The sequence below is a fragment of the Thalassobacterium sedimentorum genome (assembly GCF_031127905.1).
GTDB lineage: Bacteria > Verrucomicrobiota > Verrucomicrobiia > Opitutales > Coraliomargaritaceae > Thalassobacterium > Thalassobacterium sedimentorum.
On the sequence record NZ_JARXIC010000001.1, the window covers coordinates 1 to 20023 of the forward strand.

18 protein-coding genes are annotated in these 20023 nt (G+C 47.8%); 1 reads left to right on the plus strand and 17 read right to left on the minus strand.

All coding sequences use genetic code 11. From position 1 onward, the window contains the following. Positions 1 to 288 precede the first annotated feature (288 nt). Positions 289 to 486, plus strand: coding sequence for a hypothetical protein (locus QEH59_RS00005; protein ID WP_308983295.1), 198 nt, complete (start codon positions 289 to 291; stop codon positions 484 to 486). A gap of 52 nt (positions 487 to 538) precedes the next feature. Here the strand turns inward: QEH59_RS00005 and QEH59_RS00010 are convergent, their stop codons facing one another. From QEH59_RS00010 to QEH59_RS00090, 17 genes are all read right to left on the minus strand, one after another. Beyond that, a complete protein-coding gene (locus QEH59_RS00010) occupies positions 539 to 1444 on the minus strand; it encodes a hypothetical protein (RefSeq protein ID WP_308983296.1) in 906 nt (301 codons plus the stop codon). A gap of 4 nt (positions 1445 to 1448) precedes the next feature. Continuing rightward, positions 1449 to 3275: an ORC-CDC6 family AAA ATPase gene (locus QEH59_RS00015; RefSeq protein ID WP_308983297.1), complete on the minus strand. Its 1827-nt coding sequence runs from the start codon at positions 3273 to 3275 to the stop codon at positions 1449 to 1451. Further along, positions 3272 to 4429 carry a metallophosphoesterase family protein gene (locus QEH59_RS00020; RefSeq protein WP_308983298.1) on the minus strand — a complete coding sequence of 386 codons (1158 nt, stop codon included), beginning with the start codon at positions 4427 to 4429 and terminating at the stop codon, positions 3272 to 3274. Before QEH59_RS00020 ends, QEH59_RS00015 begins: the two co-directional genes overlap by 4 nt. Position 4430: 1 nt before the next feature. Then, complete coding sequence (locus tag QEH59_RS00025) at positions 4431 to 5249, minus strand: DNA adenine methylase (protein WP_308983299.1); 819 nt, start codon at positions 5247 to 5249, stop codon at positions 4431 to 4433. 65 nt (positions 5250 to 5314) lie between these two features. Then, a complete protein-coding gene (gene gatB, locus QEH59_RS00030; protein WP_308983300.1) occupies positions 5315 to 6784 on the minus strand; it encodes an Asp-tRNA(Asn)/Glu-tRNA(Gln) amidotransferase subunit GatB in 1470 nt (489 codons plus the stop codon). Positions 6785 to 6857: 73 nt separating this feature from the next. Beyond that, the gene (locus tag QEH59_RS00035; protein WP_308983301.1) at positions 6858 to 7238 is read right to left on the minus strand and encodes a GxxExxY protein; all 381 of its coding nucleotides are present in this window, start codon (positions 7236 to 7238) and stop codon (positions 6858 to 6860) included. Positions 7239 to 7281: 43 nt separating this feature from the next. Then, entirely contained in the window at positions 7282 to 8748 is a 1467-nt protein-coding gene (gene gatA, locus QEH59_RS00040; protein WP_308983302.1) for an Asp-tRNA(Asn)/Glu-tRNA(Gln) amidotransferase subunit GatA, read from the minus strand. Between the two features lie 48 nt (positions 8749 to 8796). Beyond that, the gene (gatC, locus tag QEH59_RS00045) at positions 8797 to 9090 is read right to left on the minus strand and encodes an Asp-tRNA(Asn)/Glu-tRNA(Gln) amidotransferase subunit GatC (protein WP_308952151.1); all 294 of its coding nucleotides are present in this window, start codon (positions 9088 to 9090) and stop codon (positions 8797 to 8799) included. Positions 9091 to 9254: 164 nt separating this feature from the next. Then, on the minus strand, positions 9255 to 10811 hold the full coding sequence (locus QEH59_RS00050) for a TRM11 family SAM-dependent methyltransferase (protein WP_308983303.1): 1557 nt from the start codon (positions 10809 to 10811) through the stop codon (positions 9255 to 9257). A 99-nt stretch (positions 10812 to 10910) separates the two neighbouring features. After that, positions 10911 to 11753: a metal ABC transporter permease gene (locus QEH59_RS00055; RefSeq protein ID WP_308983304.1), complete on the minus strand. Its 843-nt coding sequence runs from the start codon at positions 11751 to 11753 to the stop codon at positions 10911 to 10913. Positions 11754 to 11785: 32 nt separating this feature from the next. Further along, positions 11786 to 12589: a metal ABC transporter ATP-binding protein gene (locus QEH59_RS00060; protein WP_308983305.1), complete on the minus strand. Its 804-nt coding sequence runs from the start codon at positions 12587 to 12589 to the stop codon at positions 11786 to 11788. After that, the gene (locus QEH59_RS00065; protein WP_308983306.1) at positions 12586 to 13476 is read right to left on the minus strand and encodes a metal ABC transporter solute-binding protein, Zn/Mn family; all 891 of its coding nucleotides are present in this window, start codon (positions 13474 to 13476) and stop codon (positions 12586 to 12588) included. The genes QEH59_RS00060 and QEH59_RS00065 overlap by 4 nt, the downstream gene beginning before the upstream one ends. A gap of 21 nt (positions 13477 to 13497) precedes the next feature. Next, positions 13498 to 14193, minus strand: a complete 696-nt coding sequence (locus QEH59_RS00070; RefSeq protein WP_308983307.1) for a ribonuclease HII — start codon at positions 14191 to 14193, stop codon at positions 13498 to 13500. A gap of 108 nt (positions 14194 to 14301) precedes the next feature. Next, positions 14302 to 15381: a type IV pilus twitching motility protein PilT gene (locus QEH59_RS00075; RefSeq protein ID WP_308983308.1), complete on the minus strand. Its 1080-nt coding sequence runs from the start codon at positions 15379 to 15381 to the stop codon at positions 14302 to 14304. 198 nt (positions 15382 to 15579) lie between these two features. Next, a complete protein-coding gene (locus QEH59_RS00080) occupies positions 15580 to 17634 on the minus strand; it encodes a sodium:solute symporter family protein (protein ID WP_308983309.1) in 2055 nt (684 codons plus the stop codon). 134 nt (positions 17635 to 17768) lie between these two features. Further along, entirely contained in the window at positions 17769 to 18875 is a 1107-nt protein-coding gene (locus tag QEH59_RS00085; RefSeq protein ID WP_308983310.1) for a CapA family protein, read from the minus strand. Positions 18876 to 18931: 56 nt separating this feature from the next. After that, on the minus strand, positions 18932 to 19975 hold the full coding sequence (locus QEH59_RS00090) for a Gfo/Idh/MocA family protein (RefSeq protein ID WP_308983311.1): 1044 nt from the start codon (positions 19973 to 19975) through the stop codon (positions 18932 to 18934). Positions 19976 to 20023: the final 48 nt, after the last annotated feature.

Genomic DNA, 20023 nt, shown 5'->3' on the forward strand with positions numbered 1-20023 from the left:
TCGTAGCGAACCAAGAGCACTCAAGAAAAGGCCTAAACCTTTCCAAAGATTGATGTGTCATCGATCAAAATTTAAGGTCTCGAAATCCAGAAAAAACAAAGGAAAACCGAAGAAGAAAACGGTCGATAAAGCCGCTTAAGTCCGTGCCATTCTGACATGACCCGTTTTCAACCTGCAAGCTAAAAGATGGAGGTCAATGTTCGGACGATAACTCTAAGAGCTGACATGGAGCGAGGAACGAGCGGAATTGCTCAGTCTCGCTTGGTTATACCGTAAACGCTAAATACTATGATAATATCAAAATACCAAAGACTGTTGCTGGAAAACCTAGCGGAAGACATGCAATGGATGTATGACGACTCTAATTCTAGCGAACGTCGAACCTTAAAGATTTTGGAACGCAAAGGGCTAGTGATTATTGATAGGGATGGAGACGAGTGGTGCGTTCGGCTTCATCCGAAGGCACACAATTTTATTTCGGTATAACATAGGACATATCCTCTTTACTTATGAATACCATGATACCTTCAACTCAAATTCAGCGATCACCCCATTTTACGCGAGTAATAGAAATATTACCATTTGGAATACGATCTACTTTTCTATTTGAACTATCAGATTCCACACGCCAGACGCTAAAACTTCGCTCAAAAGAACAACAAGCCAGCAAAGCGCATAATGAGAAGATCTTTGGCCCTAAAGGGATAACAACTGGTCGAGTATTCTTTCGTTCCAATCCTCTGACGACACTGCAAAGTGAATTATAAACACCTGCTGGCGAATTAACCGAATACTCAACAACATCCCGAGCAGGAAATAATTCGAACAGCCCAAGATTAGTATCATCAATTGCCTTAGTATACTGGGGGTCATGATCACACGGCCTGAAGATGATACACTGACGAGGTTCTTGCTCCTCAATAACCCCCAAAGCAACGTCTCTCTCATATCCAACGCCAAGTATTACAGAGGTGGGGCCTGCTGCAGAGAGATTACTACCAACAAAGTATGGAGTAATATAATTATTAAACACGATTGGACCATAATGTTCCAAAGGAGCACTATATTCCGCGTGAGAATATACAAAATCACAAACTAAGGATAGTCCTTCCACATGATACAAATGATCTAATTCAGAAACAACTTCAGCTAAGATCGCTTTTGGCATGCTCGAATAATCGACAACTAATCTATCACCATCAGCTATCTGTCCCCGAAACAATGCAGAAACCTCGGAAGAAGCTACTTCAGCAAAAGCCCCAACATGCTCCTGCCAGCTGTTACAATCGTTCAACCCATCGAGTGCGATTAAATTTAATTTAGAAATCGGTCGTTTACAAAATTTACTAGAGTATGAATGCGAACTTCTGCTCTCATGGCTTCGGCAAAATAACCCGAAGGCATATCCATCCAACTGTTTGGTGCTATCGACAATTCTTAACATTTTTCTAAAATTCAAAACTAGTTTGAGTGGAATCGCCTACTAATCTCCGATCCTTAGTTCTATCCGACAGTAGTAAACCTAGCGCTTGATTACTCCCTTTTCGAAGCGGAATTTTATATTCCGTTGCTAATAAATAGGAAATACGAAAACGCTTCCCAGCAAGACCAGTTATCAGTTCCTTTCCTGCCGAATCCGGACAAAAAACAAACGCACCTGAACTCAATCCATCAGCAATTAAATCAAAATGAGTTTCAGCAGTTTTCTCATCTAATGTAAAAGATTGAACAGGTTCAGGAATGAAAGTTCGTTCGTAAACATAACTTTCGATTTTCCCACCAATAGTATCAACTAGATCCATCAAATTTTTCTCATTATAAGAAGCCCCCACCATTACAGTTTTCAACTTCGCTCGAAAGCGATGCCGTGCCGCTTCAATAATTTTAGACTGAACTGAAGTATCTATCAAGACCGCGTCTTCACTACCTTCCGAATTACTACCAATAGCCTTAACAAGTTCACTCATGCAACCAATAATCCATCGAGGATTACCTTCAAATATAGCACAAAATGCTCCCCATCCCGTGTATAGCTCATGTTTCTTTCGGCTTCGGCCTTTCTGATCGAGACCATAATAATCGCGAAAAGCTACAGTAGGAAACCCTTTCCTAATATATGAAGCTCGCTGAGTCGGCGACAAATCTTCTAAAGAATCTACACGTATGCCTTTGTTATCACAATACTCCTGAAACCCTGGATCATTTTTGTATGCGTGACTCAAGACTCCCAAGCGAGCTGGGTCCTTTAAATAGTCTACTTGATCATCTGAAAATGGCGTAAGCCCAAAAACTTCTTCTACAGAAAAAGACTTCTTAAAATGACGATTCAATAAATCACTAACCAATTCTTTAGTGAATTTCTCAGATGCACGCTTCTCATGATACCACAATGGGATGACTTCAAAGTCCTCTTTTTCCGAAGCGTCTCGTTCACTACCTCGCAATCTGGAAGCAGTCGCGCAAAAAGGACTCATTGATAACTTAAAAATAATAAGTTTACTGGTGCTCCTAATATACTCTAACAGATCCTCTTGTAGGAATTGCGGAGCAAGTTCTAACTCATCAAAACATAATGCCCACATTCTATCAGTGTCTTCATAGCTACGATTGAACGTTTCAAGAATCGCCGGCAGATAGCTCATAAAATCCAAGAAGAAAAAATCCCTAAACTCTGAGAGTCTATCTTGGTTAAAACCACCGTCCAAATATAAAGTGCTTTTGATTAGTTTCCTACAATGAACTGATCGTAGCACTATTGCAGCTCGAATCGAATCAATGTAACTATCCGCTTCGACAAGTCCTAGGATGTCAGACAGGAAAGCACAAACTTTTTGTTCTTTTTCATGACTATCCTCAAGCGCCAAAAAGCCCAATTCATCATCTTCATTCAGTCTCGACTCCCAAGAATCCAAAAAGGCGAGCAAAACTTTTTCAGTAATAAGTGACTGAATAATATACTCGCCAATTTCACCATCAGCAGACGATTCGACTTCCTGTAAAAACTTGAACCATTGTATATCGGTGGGAATAAATATACCGACAAAGTCAACGTGCGCCCGATAACCATCGGCATGCTCCGACCGCCAAGCGCTCAACGCTTTAACTTGTAACATCTTTAATAAGCTCGTTTTACCGCTACCACGAGGTCCAATAACCAAAGCATGGTTTCTAGAAACTAGAGAGTTATACTGTTCAGATGGAACAAATCGTTCAGCAACCTCAACCTCCGTCCAAGATCTGGCATTGAAAGCTTCATATATTGATGGTGCATTCATATTTTTCTAAAACGTTGCTTAGCGCCGTGATAGGCAATGCCATGCACATGCCTTAAATTATACTCTAATTTTTTACGGACGATTGGATCCAAATAGCGAAGCATGGGGAATTTCTCAATCAATACTGATAAATTAAGAAAGACATCACTTTCGCCAAAAGCGTCTGCGATTTGGCGACACAAAACACGAATTTGCGGCCGATGGCCAAAACCACAGATATCCGGAAGACCTCCTTCTGCTACACTAGGTAACCAGCCATTCACTTTGTCCCACTCATAACTTTCGATTGTTCCGAGCAGACCATTTTCGTTAAAATCATCAACCAAAAGTGTCACAAAGTGAATTTGGTTTTTACCATCTTTACCATAGTCACCAAATGGGTATGCTGACGCGCTACCTGAAGAAAGTAAGATCGGAGAATTAGCACTTCCCCTAGAATATTGTAACTTCGCAAAATGCTTATGCCCATAAATCACGAGCCAATCACCATAGTTCCCGTGGTCCAAAATGTGAATTAACTCATCCCCATTTTTTATATAATCACCATCACCTTGCTTTCCTTCTGATTGCCCTTGCGGGGGGTGATGGCACACTAATACATTGATATCGCAGGACTCACTAAGCAGATCATTTTTTAAATCATTTAGAGTTTTATCTGAGAGTCGACCGTAAGCTGACTCACCTGAACTTTCATGAAAACCACAGCTATTAAGCAATACGAACCGAATTCCACTTCGTTTAAATATACAATAGTGACGTGCCCAATATTGATCCCACAGAGACTGCTCTAATACAGGAAACTGAGGACTAAGCCCCTGAAGAACTCCCTTACAGTCTGCTTTATCATACAAGCGCTCTGAGTCCAAGTCGTGGTTACCCGCTGTTGCTAATACACTAGCTCCACAAATCCCTCCAATGTCCGCTAACTCCTTCCACCCAAAACGGATAGAATCTGGATCAGCAGCATCGCCAAGGTCGCCAGGGCAGACTAAAAAATCACAAGTCAAGTTATTCTGATAAAGGAAGTCCTTCAAGTCATGCAGTGGACCTTCATTCGGCTTCAAAACATCCACAAAAGAAGCAACTTCGACAGTTTCATTCGCGGAATTTGAGACATGTAAGTCGGAACAGATCAGTAATTTAATTTCCGCCATATTATAAAAATATTCGATTCGAAATAATTAATTCATCTACAACCTTTCTGTTACTACTAAAACTAGCAACCTGACGTCTCACCGACACACATTCTGAGTTCCAACGCCTTGCTATAGTAGCAATCTCGACAGTATCAAGATAGGAAAGAATAAAATGTGCCCCACGTTGGTCGATAAGTTCAAGGGCTGCTCCTAAACGTTCAATGTCCAGGCATGAAAATGCACCGACACCATATTCACCACGGTCAATCCGTCCGCTATAATCATAAGGAGGATCTAAATACACGAAGTCTCCTTCTGCTACATTTCTCAAGCTTCTAAAAAAATCTCCTCGAATAATCTCGGTCTTCTTCAAACTTTTGGATGCGCACCGTAATTCATCTTCAGTCGGCAATGCTCCAACTCTAGTCCCCATCGGCACATTAAATTCGCCCCGCATATTCGTCCGATAAATCGCATTAAAAGACAATCTGTTCAGATACAAAAAAAGAGCAGCACGCCTTAACTTTTCCGGCTGCTCATTATATTCAGCGCGGTATTGGTAATATGATCCGTCATTTTGATCCAATGTTGAAAATTCACGGTGAAGCTTTCTTGGCTGATACTTTAATTGTTTATAAAAATTAATCAGATTATCATTCAAATCTCCGATAACAGCACACTGAGGCTGAAGCTTAAAAAAGACACAACCAGACCCAAAGAATGGTTCAATATAACGGGCAGTGCACAACTGTTGAATCCGAGGCATCAACTCCGGCAACAACTTTCGCTTGCTTCCAGCCCACCGTAATGGGGGTGAAGGTGACTCATCATTAAGCATTTTGATACATAGGCGATTCAATTAGATGTGCTTAGGCTAGCAGACTAGTCGATAGTAAAAGTCACTCACTCCCCTTCGTCGATCAGCTTCTTGAGCAACTGATCCAGCATGGCGGGATTGGCTTTGCCTTTGGTGGCTTTCATGACGGGGCCTTTCAAGGCGTTGAGTGCCTTTTCGTTGCCGTCTTTGTATTGGCCGACGGCTTTAGCATTACCGGCGATGGCTTCGCGGCAGAGGGCTTCGATCTCGCCGGTGTCGTTGCTTTGCTTGAGGCCTTTCTTCTCGACGATGGCGTCGGGCATCTCGCCGGTGGCGAACATTTCGGTGAAGACTTCTTTGCCGATCTGCTTGGAGATGACGCCTTCGTCGATGATCTTGGCCAGGGTCGCGATGTGTGCGGGCGTGAGCTTTGACTGACCGACGGAGTGCGCGGATTCACCATGCTCGGAAACGGCGGACAGCTCGCGGAGCAAGTCGTTGGTGATGTAGTTGGCGATTTGCTTGGGCGCGTTATGCGTCTTGAGGGCTTCTTCAAAGAATTCGCTCAGTTCGCGGTCCACACAGAGCACGGAGGTAATGGTGAACGGCAAGCCCAGCTCTTCTTGGTAGCGGCGTTGTTTGTCCAATGGACGCTCGGGCAGCTCGGCTTCGAGCTCGGCCACGCGGGCACGGTCCATTTGCACGGGCATCAAATCGGGGTCCGGGAAATAGCGGTAGTCGTGGGCCTCTTCTTTGCTGCGCAGGGAGAAGCTGGTGCCGCTCTCGACATCCCAGCGGCGGGTTTCTTGGGTGATGCTGCCGCCCTCTTCAAGGATCTCGGTCTGGCGCTCGATCTCGTATTCGATCGCGGCCTTGACGTTGGAGATGGAGTTGAGGTTTTTCATCTCGGTGCGGGTGCCGAGCTTGTCGGAACCGACGGGACGCAGGGAGACGTTGGCGTCGCAACGCATTTGGCCCTTCTCCATGTCGCAGTCAGAGATACCAGCATAGACGATCATGTTGCGCAAGCAGTTGAGGAACGCAACGGCCTCGGTGGACGAGCTCATGTCGGGCTCGGTCACGATCTCGGCCAGCGGCACGCCGGCGCGGTTAAAATCGATCACGGTTTCGAATGCTTCGTGAGTGAGCTTGCCGGGGTCTTCTTCGAGGTGGATACGGTTGAGCGCAACCCAGCGGTGCTCGCCTTCGACGTTGCGCGAGGGGCCGGGGAGTTCGATCTCGACCTTACCTCCGATGCAGAGCGGCTCTTCGTTTTGCGTGAGTTGGTAGTTTTTGGGCGAGTCGGGATAGAAATAGTTTTTACGGTCCCACTTGCAGACCTCCGCGATCTCGCAGCCAAGCATCAGGCCAAGCTTGGCGCACTTCTCGATCGCGGTGTGGTTGAGCACCGGCAAGGTGCCTGGGAGGCCAAGCACGACGGCGTCGGTCAAGGTGTTCGGCGCGGCGCCATATTCGTAAGGCGCAGCGGTGAACATTTTCGTGCGGGTTTTGATTTGAACGTGAATTTCAAGTCCGATGACTGCTTCGTATTGCATGATAATAAAATGGCTGATGAGTGGCTTAGGGTGCGTAATTTTTAACCGCAGAGAGCGCTGAGGAGGACAGGAGCTAGGATTCTGCGTGATTGTTCACGACTCGACGGATACCGTCCTTTAAGAGTGGCACGTTGAAGTTAATGAGATACCCCAAACTACAACCTGATAGCTTTAGATAAGTCAGTAATTGGGCGAGATGAATGCTGTTAAGGTCATCTACGACTTTTAGCTCCAGAATAATCTGATCCTCAACAATGACGTCGATGCGATAGGCTTCGTCTATTTCCAGCCCCTTGTAGTGAATGGGTTGCTTCTGCTGTCGGACAGCCTTGATGCCCTGCAAATTTAATTCATGGGCAAGACAAGCCTCATAAGTGCTCTCTAATAACCCGGGGCCTAACTCCCGATGCACTTCGATGGCTGCACCAATGATTTTCTCACTCAACTCATTCATATCTCTGTGTCCTCAGCGAGCTCTGCGGTTAATAAATACGTTGTTAAAGTTTGGGTGTTTGTTGCGCATAATCATGCGCTTTTTCGAAGGCGTTGGCGACGGCGAACATGTCGGCTTCGCCGAAGGCTTTGCCAATCACCTGCAGGCCGATCGGCAGGCCGCTTTCGGTGAATCCGCTGGGCACGGAAATCGCAGGCAGGCCGGCGAGATTGACCGAGATGGTGTAGACGTCGCTCAAATACATGGCGAGTGGATCGTCGGCACGCTCGCCGCGTTTGAAGGCGGGCGTCGGCGAGGTGGGCGTGAGAATGGCGTCGACTTGTTCGAAGGCTTTTTCAAAATCGCCCAAAATCAAGCGACGCACTTTCTGCGCGCGCAAATAATAGGCGTCGTAGTAACCGGAGCTAAGCACGTAAGTGCCAAGGATGATACGGCGCTTCACTTCGTCGCCGAAGCCTTCGCCACGGCTCTTGGTGAACAGTGCCATGGCGTCCTTGGCCTCTTCGCTGCGGTGGCTGTAGCGCACGCCGTCGAATCGGGCGAGATTGGAGGAGGCCTCCGCAGTCGCGACGATGTAGTAAACTGGCACTGCCAGCTCAGAGTGCGGCAAAGAAATGTCTACGATTTCGCAGCCTTGGCTCTTATACCAGTCGATGGCTTTTTCGATGTTGGCCTTCACTTCGGGGTCAATACCTTCGCCGAAAAATTCCTGCGGCACGCCGAGTTTCCAAGGACCTTTCTTTTCTTTGAGCGCGGCGGCGTAATTGGTTTCCCCCTGCGGTGCGATCGAAGTGGAATCGAGATCGTCCTTCCCCAGCATGGCTTCCATCAGGATAGCTGCGTCTTCCACCGTGCGGGCAAAGGGGCCGACTTGATCGAGTGAGGATGCAAAGGCGACCAAGCCGTAGCGCGAAATGAGTCCGTAAGTAGGCTTCATGCCGACCACACCACAAAGCGCGGCGGGTTGACGAATGGAGCCACCGGTATCGGTGCCGAGAGTGGCGATCGCCTCCCCTGCTGCCATCGCGGCGGCGCTGCCACCAGAGGAACCGCCGGGAATAGTTTCCAAGTCCCAGGGATTGGCAGTGGTTTGATAAGCCGAGTTCTCCGTCGAGGAGCCCATGGCAAACTCGTCCATATTCAAGCGCCCCCAGATCACGGCACCCGCTTCGCGCAGCTTGACGATGCAAGTCGCGTCGAAGGGAGACACGTAGTTCTCCAGCATCTTGGAGGCGCAGCGCAGCGGCTGATCTTTGACTGCGAGCGTGTCTTTGATACCGATCGGAATGCCATCGAGCGGGCCAAGAGCCTTGCCCGCCGCACGACGCTCGTCGGACGCCTTGGCCTGGGCCAGTGCATCCTCCGCATCGGTGGAGAGAAAGGCTTTCACCTGTGCGTCGACTGCAGCCGTGCGGTCAATCACCGCTTGGGTGATTTCGACGGATGTAGTTTCACCCGCTGCCAACATGGCAGCAAGTTCGGAAATGGTTTTGAAATGAAGGTCGGACATTCTATGGATGAATAATGACTAATAAATAATGGCGAAGAATACCTGCATTTATTCGACGACTTTGGGAACGACGACTTGGTTGTCGCGCGACTCAGGGGCCATTTTAGTCAGCACCTCGGGCGCGTAGGTTTCGCCGGGCTGGTCGCCTTCGCGCCAGACATTGAATACGCGGTGCGCGTGAGCCATCGGCTCGACGCCATCGACGTCCACAGCGTTGAGCTTATCAAAGTAGCCCAGGATGTCATCCAGCTGAGTTCCCAGCTTGGCTTTCTCTGCGTCGGTCATATCCAGACGCGCTAAGTTGGCGACGTAATCAATGTCAATATGTGGTGTTTCGGACATAATGCCTATCTTTGAAACGGAACGCACGTGCTCAGGCAAGGGCACAAAGCAAAAAAATGCGTTTTTAGGTTCAGCCACTGCGCGCGCCAAACTCAATCCAAAGGCTTTTGCTCAGCAATCGTGCACGAGGCAATCATCCCCGTAGCAGAGCCTCGCCTTGGCAACTACGAAGCCAGCACCCACTTTTCAACTCGACAGTCAAAGCCTCCAAGATCGACGACATGCCTGGCCTTCAACTTTAGCGAGCTCACTGGACTGTCTATTTTCAATGGATTGATAAACACCAGTCGCCCCCCAGGACACAGTGTTTTGGCTGCAATATGATAAAGTTCGAGGATGAGCCCCTTTAAATCCTCAGTTCGGACTCGGCGCCCCAAGGGTGGATTTGCTATGATTAAGCTAATGCTCCCGGATGCGATGCCCGTGATTTTCTCATAGTTACGAAAATCACCACGACGAAGCTCCACAATGTCATTAGAGAGCCCTGCCGACGCAAAATTCAGACGGGCCGCCTCAATCGCATTCTCATCAATATCCGTGGCCAGAATTGACGCCACCCCTCCTAGTCGGGCTCGCTCAATCAACTCTAAGCCTGAGCCACAGAATGGATCCCAAACAACATCGTTCGCTTGAACGCCAGCCAACTGCGCCATCGCAGCAGCCAAAGGCGGGTGTGTGGAAGCCGGCACATCGTCCTTACGATAAGTAAACCGAGGATCTGGCAGTACCCGTGGTCGCAGCTCAACTGACAGTCCTACTTTCTCAGGATAGATTTCTATAGCCCAGGGTGATTGACGTGGGTCATTGAGTAAATCCGGGCACTGTAAGAAGGCTTCGTTGACAATTGATTGAACCTTACGTGCTGATACCTTGACACGCATAAACTGTAATCGATAGCGCGGCTGGCCCTGCGTAAGCTTCCGACACAACAATTGTGTTCGCTCAGACGCGATAATCTTAGCCAGCGCCTGAGTCTGCTTAGCTTCATTCTTAGCGACCACCCCCAACACAAAATGAATCGACCCTAAAGTACGCAATTCATACAGATCCTGCAACGTAAAAGGATGTAAGGCCGAAAGCGCGACACAACCTGGACTGGTACGAACAATTTTAAAGCGACCATTGAGCCTGGCATGCCGCTGTAATTCTTCGCGCACAAAAAGCTCCATACCACGCCGCGAACGCAAATGAATACGCAACTGACGCGTCGCCTTGATTTTAGCAGTGAGACGTATACGTGCCGGTGCTTCTTCCCGCGCAAGTTGCGCCTTCACCTTTTGCTCGACAGCATGCAAGACCTCATGCCCATCCGACAAAGACTCCAGCTTTTGTAGTGTGGCTTGGCCGCCGATCTTACTCAGCGTATGGCTCAATTGCTCCACTTCACGTGTACCTTCAGGCTTATCCAGCAGGTCCAGGACCGCTTTTTCTACTTCAACGCTACCGCCGATTTTAGGCAGAGCATTCATCGCGTAACGCCGGACCTTCTCCTCCTGATCTGTTAATAAACGAGCCAGCCACTCCCGAGTTTGCCGCTTCTGTTGTTGAGTTCCTTTCTCCAAGGCAACCACCCCAATCGCACGCACCAGCCCAACACGAGCGAGGCGAGTCTCCGCATTACCTGCATCAAAGCGTGGGACTTCGCGTTCCCACAAAACCTCCCAAGATTCTTTGCGTAACTGTTTATAAACTTCTTTAGCGAGATTATTAGATTGCTTCATTAGAAAATTGATGAGCCGGCAACATGAGGTACGATTCATCAAGGTCAACAAGCGTTCCCCCTAAATCCCCGTCCCAATGTCAGACACAGACATCTACAATTATTTGCTGAAAACCCGCTTAACGGTATTACCAAGTAAATACACCAATGCCGCAAGCAGGATAATTGTCGGTCCAGTCGGGAAATTGAGAGTATAGCTGAAGCCCAAGCCCAGGAATACAAAACTGGCAGTCAATGCGATTGAACACAGCAGCATCTGCCCTAAACTGCGCGCCCGTAATGAGGCAATGGCAGGTGGCAAAGTCAACAAGGCGATCACCAAAACAATCCCAACCAACGACACCAGAGTAACAACTGTAAGTGCAGTTAGCAGCAACAACAGCAAATACATACGATCCGCATGCACCCCCCGAATGGCTGCGAATTCCGAATCAAAGCAAACTGCAACAATCTGGCGATGCCAGAGCAAGAGAATGACAAGTATCAAAGTACCCACAACTCCGGCGATCCAAAGATCCGCAGAGGTCACTAACAAAATATCACCAAACAAGTATGCCATCGGATCCAAGTAGCCTGGTGTTCGGGAGATAAAGAGTAAACCAATTGCCATCCCAGTCACCCAAATAGCGCCTATCACAGCGTCCTCACGCTGCTGACTCCGCAATGAAACCCAAGCAATCACACTCGCAGCAATTAGTGCAGCAATCAAGGCCCCCAACATCGGATGAAGCCATGCAAAGCCCCACACTTCGCGTGCATAGAGTGCCGCACCAATTCCGCCCAAAACCGAATGCGCAATCGCAGCGGCCAAATAGCTAATACGCCGCGCCACAACAAAGGTCCCTACTGCACCAAGTGGGATGCTACCAATCAGCCCCAACAACAGTGCGTTGCGCAAAAATACCAAATCGGGATCAAACAGTGCACGAAAAAAATCAATCATCGGAGAATGGGCAAAAAATTGAGACGCGAAGATTAACCATGATGATGTCCCCCATGGCTGTCCAGATGCTCATGGTCATGCTGTACCATCCGCACCTCGTGGCCATATATTTCACGAATACGAGCTTCTGTCAGCTTGGCGGTAGGATGCACATGCACACAACGATTCACACAGACCACTTTAGGAACAGAGCGTGAGACAAAAGCCAAATCATGTGACACTGTAATCACGGTCAATTCACCTCCAAGCTTTTTTAAGCTATACATCAGTCGCTCCTCGGCAGCGACATCCACGTGCGCAGTGGGCTCATCCAAAAGAAGCAATTCCGTTTGAGCAACCAAAGCCCGTGCAATCAGAACAGCTTGACGCTGCCCCCCGGAAAGACTGGCAAAGGGTGCTTTTGCCTGATCGGCCAACCCCATTTTAGCCAAGGCATCCTGTGCCATCGCGCGGTCCGACTTAGAAACGAAACCAAAACTCCCGCGGCTCAAGCGCCCCATAAGGGCGACATCAAGTGCGGAGACAGGAAACAACGGGTCAAATTCAATCTGCTGTGGCACATAACCGACCCGGGTTCGTCCCAGCTGAGCCGGCTCTCCAAAGAGCCGTATCTCCCCCCGATCAGGAACCAACAATCCGAGCATCAGCTTGAGTAAGGTTGATTTCCCGCCCCCATTGGGACCAATCACACATACGGACTCACCCTGATATATGTCAAAATCTGCATCATCAATAATCAAGTTATGCCCATAACTAAACGACACTCCCTCAAAGCAAACCACAGGTTCTCCTGCATGCGCCTGACACTCACAATTGCTATGTGCCGAATCGCTCATTTCTTAAAGCTATCCTCCAAACGCTGTGCAATGTCTAGCATGTTACTGAAATAATCCCCGCTGAGCACATCAATTTCCACCACTTCCACATCTAATGCGCGGGCCAGTACGTTGGCACTGCTGTGTCCAAACTCAGGCTGAGTAAACACAGCATGCACCTGATCAGATTTAGCTGCCTGCACCAGTTCCGCAATTTGTTTCGCTGCAGGCTCACTGCCGGAACGCTCAATCGAGACTTGAACAATGCCATAGCGCTTTGCGAAATGGCCTAATGAGGGGTGGTTGATATAAAATCGCCGCCCTGCATAAGGCTGAAAACGAAGCGACAAATCTGCATCCAAAGCTCGCAGTTCAGCGCTAAGCGCCGCAGCATTGATAGTTAACAACTCGCGGGATTCAGGTGCTGCGACAATCATGGCATCCCGAACCTGGGCCACAAAACCAAGCATCCATTGCGGATCCATCCACAGGTGCGGATCCAGCTCTTCGTGCGAATGCCCTTGATGCGCATGTCCCGTCTCCTCTGAACAATGATGCAATTCCTGGATAAAATCAGCCGTCTGTACAAAACGCAACTGTGGCATGGAACGCTCCATCTTTGCGAGTATTCGACGTTCCAAAGGCATGCCAATTCCAAAATAAATATCCGCTTTGGCGAGCGCAGCCATTTGCGGCACACTCGGCGAATAAGTTTCCGGGCTCTGTCCGGGACGCACCATTAGTTGTACACTCGCCAATTCGCCTGCCACGGCCTGCACAATGGTTTGCTGAGGAAGCAGACTCACCCAAACCTCCAAACGCTGCGTCTCCTCCTCTTCGTGAGGTGCACAAGCCGCCAGCCACCAGACCAGCAAAAGTAAACATATAGTATATAATTGATTTCGCATATATCCGCTAAAAAATAAAGTCTAAGACAACACTTTGCGAAGAAACAGTGCTCGGTGCATTGGTGTCGATCCATGCAATTTCAAAGCAGCTCGATGTGCAGCCGTACCATAGCCCTTATGCTGTTCAAAACCATAGTCAGGAAACGTTTTTGCTAGACGCGACATGACGCGATCACGGGAAACCTTGGCTGCAATACTCGCCATCGCAATCGAAAGAGACTGACCATCACCTTTAATCACTCCCTCATGCGCATACGGGAAGGGCTTAAGTGGCCGGCCATCCACAATCAACTTCACATGAGTCGCACTTTCAAAGAGCGGGTCCGCTGCAGCTGGATGCGGTAAATGCCAGTCCACTGCCCGTGCCGCTAATTGATCAACAGCACGCCTCATCGCTAAGCGCGTGGCACCCAGTATATTAAGTTCTTCGATCTCCTCCACACTGCCCGAAGCAACTGCGAAGTCGATCAGTCCACTCATTTGCAAGGACTCCAATATCGCAAACTGCGCCTCTCGCGCCGTGGAGGATAGCTGCTTCGAATCATTTATAAAGGCACTGGCCTCGAGCGCCGCAGGTGAATCAAACAGTTGACGACTCAGGATGCATGCGCCAGCCGTCACCGGACCTGCCAAACAACCACGTCCCGCCTCATCAATACCGATGAGATGTGTCGCAGTGGCCAGTCGAGCGAGGTCATATTGCTGGAGTGAGTTCATTAATAAAAAAAGCGCAGCCCTACAGACTGCGTTCTTTCATGAAATGACCAAGATTTTATTTACTAAAGCTTAAAATGTATAGGTCACCGTCTAAACAGGTGCGAAAGCCTACTCTTCCCATGGCTCTGGCACGCGTTCTAAAAAAGGACGAAATTTTTGCTTATTGATGGACTTTTCATAGGCTTCTTCACCGCTGATTCGTTTAGCCATCAAATGCTCCATAATCGAGTCATCCAGCGGACGATTGCCTTTTTTGCGGCCGACTTCAATCATAGAAGGAATCTGAAAGGTCTTCCCCTCACGAATCAGATTAGAGATCGGCGTATCCACGACCAAAATTTCCAAAGCAGCCACACGCCCGGGTTCGTCGACTCGCTTAAACAAATTCTGTGAAACGACACCGACTAAAGCTTCCGCAAGTGTAGCTCGAACCTGATTTTGTTGCGACGAAGGGAACACATCAATAATGCGATCAACCGTTTTGGCCGCACTTGGTGTATGCAATGTGCCAAAAACCAAGTGCCCCGTGGCAGCAGCTTCCAGCGCGAGCGAAATCGTCTCCAAGTCTCGCATCTCTCCCACAAGAATCACATCAGGGTCTTCCCGCAAAGCGCCACGCAAGGCGCTCGCAAAGGACTTGGTATGCCCGCCCACTTCCCGGTGATTAATTAAGGCCTTCTTACTTTGGTGAACAAATTCAATAGGATCCTCGATCGTTAAAATGTGGTCAGATCGAGTTTTATTAGCCTGATCGATAATGGCGGCCAAGGTGGTCGACTTACCACATCCCGTCGGCCCGGTCACCACCACCAAACCCTTCTTCAGGCCCGCAAATTTACGACAGATATCAGGCAGCCCCAGTTGCTCTGCCGTTAAAATTTTAGCTGGAATAGTGCGAAACACACCCGCAATGCCCTTACTTTGTTGAAAATAATTCGCTCTGAAGCGTGCTTTATCAGCAAAACCAAGACCAAAATCAATATCCCCGGTTTCACGAAACTCGGCAATTTTATCTCCCGGGCAGATCTCATATAGCATCTCTGTCAACGCGGCATTGTCAAATGGCGGGTAATCCAACGATTCCAACTCACCATTAATTCGAATCAGCGGTGGATTACCTGCAGTCAGGTGCAAGTCAGAGCCTTTAAACTCAAGCATCGCATCAAAAAAAACATCTATCTGGGCCATATACCGTATATACATGCACAAAAAGGACGTAAGAATACAAGCTGTAAGTCAGCCTGTGCCGTTTCGAACATTCGCCTCCGCGTATTTGTGAAGCGAATTCTCCGCATAATATTACCATATACTTTTGGCCAGGAACAGCTCTGTCAACAGAAGGAGCGCACGACATGACCTAAAGCAAGGGGGACAACATCTAGCAAACTATTCCTGCAAATGATCTTCGCCGGCCACATGCCCATCGTCGTTAGCATCGCGATCGACATTCTTAAGCGTCCGGATCATATCGATCAAATCATGCACGCCTCCAATTAAGAACCAAACCGTGAAGGCAAGACCAACCACGATCGTGATAGAGACCTTAATTCCCCACCAAGTAATCCAAATAGAATCAGGAATGTCGACAAACATTGCGATGAGCGAACCAACTAAGAATACAGTGAAGAAGAACATCACCCATGCGATTTTGAAGATATAGATCGCCTTGTCTCCTCGAGTAAAATCATCGTTCACACCTAAACGACGCCAGATTTTATCACGCAAACGAAGCTCCACAGGTTCAGATACACTGGGAATGAGATCGCCAGGTTTAGACATCGGGTGATGCCCCACAGCCTCCACCGAATATTTCCCACGATGTAACAACTTATCCATGTCTACTGGCGGACGTTTCGAGAGTAAGGAGAAGAGAATATAGGAACTGCTTCCCGCGATAGCAACAATCAGCGACATTTGCATACCATTGAAAGGAAATTTTTCGGGTAATTCCTGCAACCAAATTAAGTTTGGATACGCAAGCTTCCAACCTTCAAGGAAGTGTGGCCAAATGATATTGCGCAACACCACTGCCGTCACGGCCAGCGACGAACCTATAATCATAGAAGCCCACGCACCTTCCACGCTACCGCGCTTCCAATATAAGCCACCAAGAATCACTGAGCCCGCTCCACCAAGGAAGATCGCTCCCGTGATCTGGAAATACATATAAATGTATTCATTCAGTGGGAATAGCAGACTGAAAAAGAAGGCAAACGCAGCGACGCCAAAAATAGCGCCACGTAGGAGTAACATATGCGCCCGCTTAGACAGGGGCTTCTTACGAAGGGGCATGACCACGTCTTGGATAAAGATACTCCCCCACGAGTGCAGGTAAGTGTCGTCGGTGGAAACCGCCGCCGCGATCACCACTGCAGCAAACATCCCCATCACTCCAACTGGCAAGAGTTGACTAATACCGACAGGCACCAGCATTTGCTTTTGAATTTGCTCACTTCCAATCGTCGCGATCGTCTCATTAACGACAGCCGCCTGCGGGGCAAATTCTGGCAGTGCCAACATCGCAAAAATATACAGCGGCACCAAAGTGCTCAGTAAGAACAGCACTTGTCCGCGAAATTCACCGAGAATACCCGCCATTTTCGCTTCGTGCGGACTTTTCGCAGAAGCGTTATAGCCTTGCGAACCCTGCCATGCTTTAAAGCTATAGATACTCAAGGCTGCCGAAATAAAGAAGAACCACATATTGAAGCCTTCAGTCTTTTCTTGTTTAAAGGGATTAATCCGTGATTGATCGGGCGCAGCGGTCTGCAGGCCTGTAATGAGATCACTCCAAGAGATCTGTGAGGCGACGACGAAAAAGATAACTAACAAGGCGATCTGCACAAACAACCCTTGGCAGAAGTCGGTGACCACCACTGCAATCTGACCACCCGAAAGCGTCAGAATCAGGGCTAGGCTCAACATGAATAACATCACTGGAGCCATCGTTGGCAGTTCCATTCCCAACAAAGTAAACTCAGTCGGCAGGCCAGTAAAATAGATCAAGAAACGTGCTGTAACCGCGGGAAAAATCCCGTAATTAAGAATGCCGGAGAAACAGGCAAGGAACCCCGCAAACACGCGAAAACGACGGCTGTAGCGCATCTCGAAAAACTGCGCCATCGTCATGGCTCGCGTTTCACGATAGCGATAGATGACAAAGCCAGACAACGCGAGAACCAAGCCCAAGGGTGCCATCAATGTGCCCCACCAAATCGCGGGAAAGCCTGCCTCGTAGAACTTCTCAAAGTTCGCGGCAATCGTGATCGCACCCAGGCCTGACATACCTGAGGCCATCGTTAACAAGTAACGACCACAGGAACGATTGGCCGCCAAAAAGTCGGCGACGCTGCGCGTCAGTTTGTGCGTTCCAAACGCAATAACAACCATCAGCAGCAAAAGCAACCCAATGATTGACCAGTCAATCCAGTGCATATTCATAAAATTTTTTAGGGAAAGTAGATTAAAGTATATGAAAGAAACAATGACTCCAAAGTCTCGTCAGCGAATAGAAAACAATGCCACTTCTTCAAGAACGGATGCGACATCCTCCGAACAACAGAGTACAACATCAGCTAAATGAGAGATTTTCTTAGTGAATCCCATAATGCTCGGAATGATAATTTATCGATAGTGGGATAGCTGTATATATTTTGAAAAATCCTTCCATTGTAGATCAAGCGATATTGATGAAGTCTGACTGCGTTAATCTGGCGACGCTTTTTCTTTATAAAGCTTAAAAGCTTCTCATTAATTTCCGCATACGGAATAGACCACTCATCAAAATTAGCAATTTGAGGTATAGCATTCCCCGTCTGCTTTACAGGAATAATCTTATATTTAAATCCTTCAGGACTGAAATCTATCTGCGCGATGATCGCCTCTTTATTCTCCTGCAGTTGCTTTAATTTCTTCTCTAAAATAGGTCCATCTTGATATTGGTATTTATACTGCAAATCTGGCATTATAAAATTGCCCAACCCATAGAAAATCACTCCATCACCATATTCCTCCATTCCTTGATATACATGTTGATGATGCCCAATAATGACGTCTACGCCTGCATCTATAATGGCATGCGCCATGTGAATTTGGTCATAGGTAGGATAAAACACGTTCTCAATTCCCCAGTGTAAATTCACCACAATATAGTCTACATTTTTTTGAATTGCCTCAATATCATGTAAAACATCAGGAAATGCTAACGGAGGAACTCCTAAAGAATCATACCTTGCCAGAAAATCAGAATTCGTTGTGACATCAACATAACTCAGACAAGCAATTCGACAGTTTTCATGCTCAAGGACTAAAGGTTTTCTTGCATCAAGCAAGCGATCACCATAGCCAAACCAACGCACTCCAAGTTCCTTAAATGTATCTATAGTGAGTTTGGCCCCCTTTTCTCCGAAATCACCAAAATGATTATTACCGACATTAAAGATAAAATTATCGACTGCTAAGGCCTCAAGCGATTCACGTCGAACAGGGAGACCTATCTTATGCACGCAGTCCCAATTCGGCTCAGTTATGGTACCTTCGAAATTTGCAATGGTATAATCAGCGTCATTAAGCAATTGCTGCACCCCCATCCATGACGAACTGAGGCGAAAGTCATCGGGTCTATAATTCTGAAGACAAATGTCCCCAGCAAAATTAATCTTCATGCTAGTAGATTCAATCATAATTTAGAGTCAGCCTTTACTATATTACAATTGACTGGAGCGACTAGGCATACGATCTACGCTTTAAGTTGCTTACGATGCTCTAAAATGGATTCCATCTCATCACGTGTACCGATTGCTGGTGCCGCATGAGCTTTAGCAAAGTCCAACATTTCTTGCGATACGCTAGACGCGATCACACTGTCACGCGCAGAAGGCAACCTAGAGTCATCTCCCGTATCGAGCGCCTCAGCAAATCGCTCACACATAACATCCGTCTTCTTGCTACCGTAATCTCCCTGCTTTATCTTCGTCGTATTCACGCCATGATACTCAATGGTAACAGTCTTCATGTCATGCTTCATACGAACCAGACCTTTAGTTCCGATCACTTCAATACCGCAACGCACAGTCCTGTCCTTCGCCATTTGCCCATACACAAAACCTTGAGTGATGTTAAAGACGACGCCATTCTCGAATTGACCATGCGCCGACAACCACCAAGGATCCTCCCAATCCCACATCCGCATCCCTTGCGCGTGCCACTCTTTATATTCACTGCCGGCATACCAACGAGCGACATCGACATAGTGCATACCGCAATCATGAAAAGGAGGCCCTTCTGGACTATGACCTTCAGTGGGCATTAAGCCCGGCGTCTGATGGTCAACGCTAACAATAGCGAGTTCTCCGATTTCTCCCGAGGCAATAAATGCCTGAATTTCATCATGATACCATGCGTTTCGATTGAAAATATCAACAGCCACCATAAGACCGGACGCTTCAATCGTCTTAAGTAATTCCCACTCACCCGCAATACTGTCTGCAAGCGGCTTTTCTGCAATCACATGCTTTTTAGCATTCAAAGCTTCCGTGAGTAACTTGGGACGAATATCGGCCAAAGTACAAATCGCGACTGCATCCACTGCGGGATCATTCAGCAAATCATCCAAATTTTTGGTGAACATGGCTGTCGGAATCAAGTCTCGCGCTTTTTCCAAACGCGCCTCATTTAAGTCGCACACATAGCCAACTTCCCACCGGTCAGATTCGATGAAGGAGTTCAAAAAGCGAAATCCCATTCCCCCCATCCCAACCACACCTATTGTATATTTCTTCATAATATTCTGTTCTAAATCTTAACTGATAAAAATTGAGCAAGAGAAAGC

Coding starts and splice junctions, on each gene's coding strand:
- QEH59_RS00005 (WP_308983295.1), top strand. CDS start 289: ATGATAATATCAAAATACCAAAGACTGTTGCTGGAAAACCTAGCGGAA.
- QEH59_RS00010 (WP_308983296.1), bottom strand. CDS start 1,444: ATGTTAAGAATTGTCGATAGCACCAAACAGTTGGATGGATATGCCTTC.
- QEH59_RS00015 (WP_308983297.1), bottom strand. CDS start 3,275: ATGAATGCACCATCAATATATGAAGCTTTCAATGCCAGATCTTGGACG.
- QEH59_RS00020 (WP_308983298.1), bottom strand. CDS start 4,429: ATGGCGGAAATTAAATTACTGATCTGTTCCGACTTACATGTCTCAAAT.
- QEH59_RS00025 (WP_308983299.1), bottom strand. CDS start 5,249: ATGCTTAATGATGAGTCACCTTCACCCCCATTACGGTGGGCTGGAAGC.
- gatB (WP_308983300.1), bottom strand. CDS start 6,784: ATGCAATACGAAGCAGTCATCGGACTTGAAATTCACGTTCAAATCAAA.
- QEH59_RS00035 (WP_308983301.1), bottom strand. CDS start 7,238: ATGAATGAGTTGAGTGAGAAAATCATTGGTGCAGCCATCGAAGTGCAT.
- gatA (WP_308983302.1), bottom strand. CDS start 8,748: ATGTCCGACCTTCATTTCAAAACCATTTCCGAACTTGCTGCCATGTTG.
- gatC (WP_308952151.1), bottom strand. CDS start 9,090: ATGTCCGAAACACCACATATTGACATTGATTACGTCGCCAACTTAGCG.
- QEH59_RS00050 (WP_308983303.1), bottom strand. CDS start 10,811: ATGAAGCAATCTAATAATCTCGCTAAAGAAGTTTATAAACAGTTACGC.
- QEH59_RS00055 (WP_308983304.1), bottom strand. CDS start 11,753: ATGATTGATTTTTTTCGTGCACTGTTTGATCCCGATTTGGTATTTTTG.
- QEH59_RS00060 (WP_308983305.1), bottom strand. CDS start 12,589: ATGAGCGATTCGGCACATAGCAATTGTGAGTGTCAGGCGCATGCAGGA.
- QEH59_RS00065 (WP_308983306.1), bottom strand. CDS start 13,476: ATGCGAAATCAATTATATACTATATGTTTACTTTTGCTGGTCTGGTGG.
- QEH59_RS00070 (WP_308983307.1), bottom strand. CDS start 14,193: ATGAACTCACTCCAGCAATATGACCTCGCTCGACTGGCCACTGCGACA.
- QEH59_RS00075 (WP_308983308.1), bottom strand. CDS start 15,381: ATGGCCCAGATAGATGTTTTTTTTGATGCGATGCTTGAGTTTAAAGGC.
- QEH59_RS00080 (WP_308983309.1), bottom strand. CDS start 17,634: ATGAATATGCACTGGATTGACTGGTCAATCATTGGGTTGCTTTTGCTG.
- QEH59_RS00085 (WP_308983310.1), bottom strand. CDS start 18,875: ATGATTGAATCTACTAGCATGAAGATTAATTTTGCTGGGGACATTTGT.
- QEH59_RS00090 (WP_308983311.1), bottom strand. CDS start 19,975: ATGAAGAAATATACAATAGGTGTGGTTGGGATGGGGGGAATGGGATTT.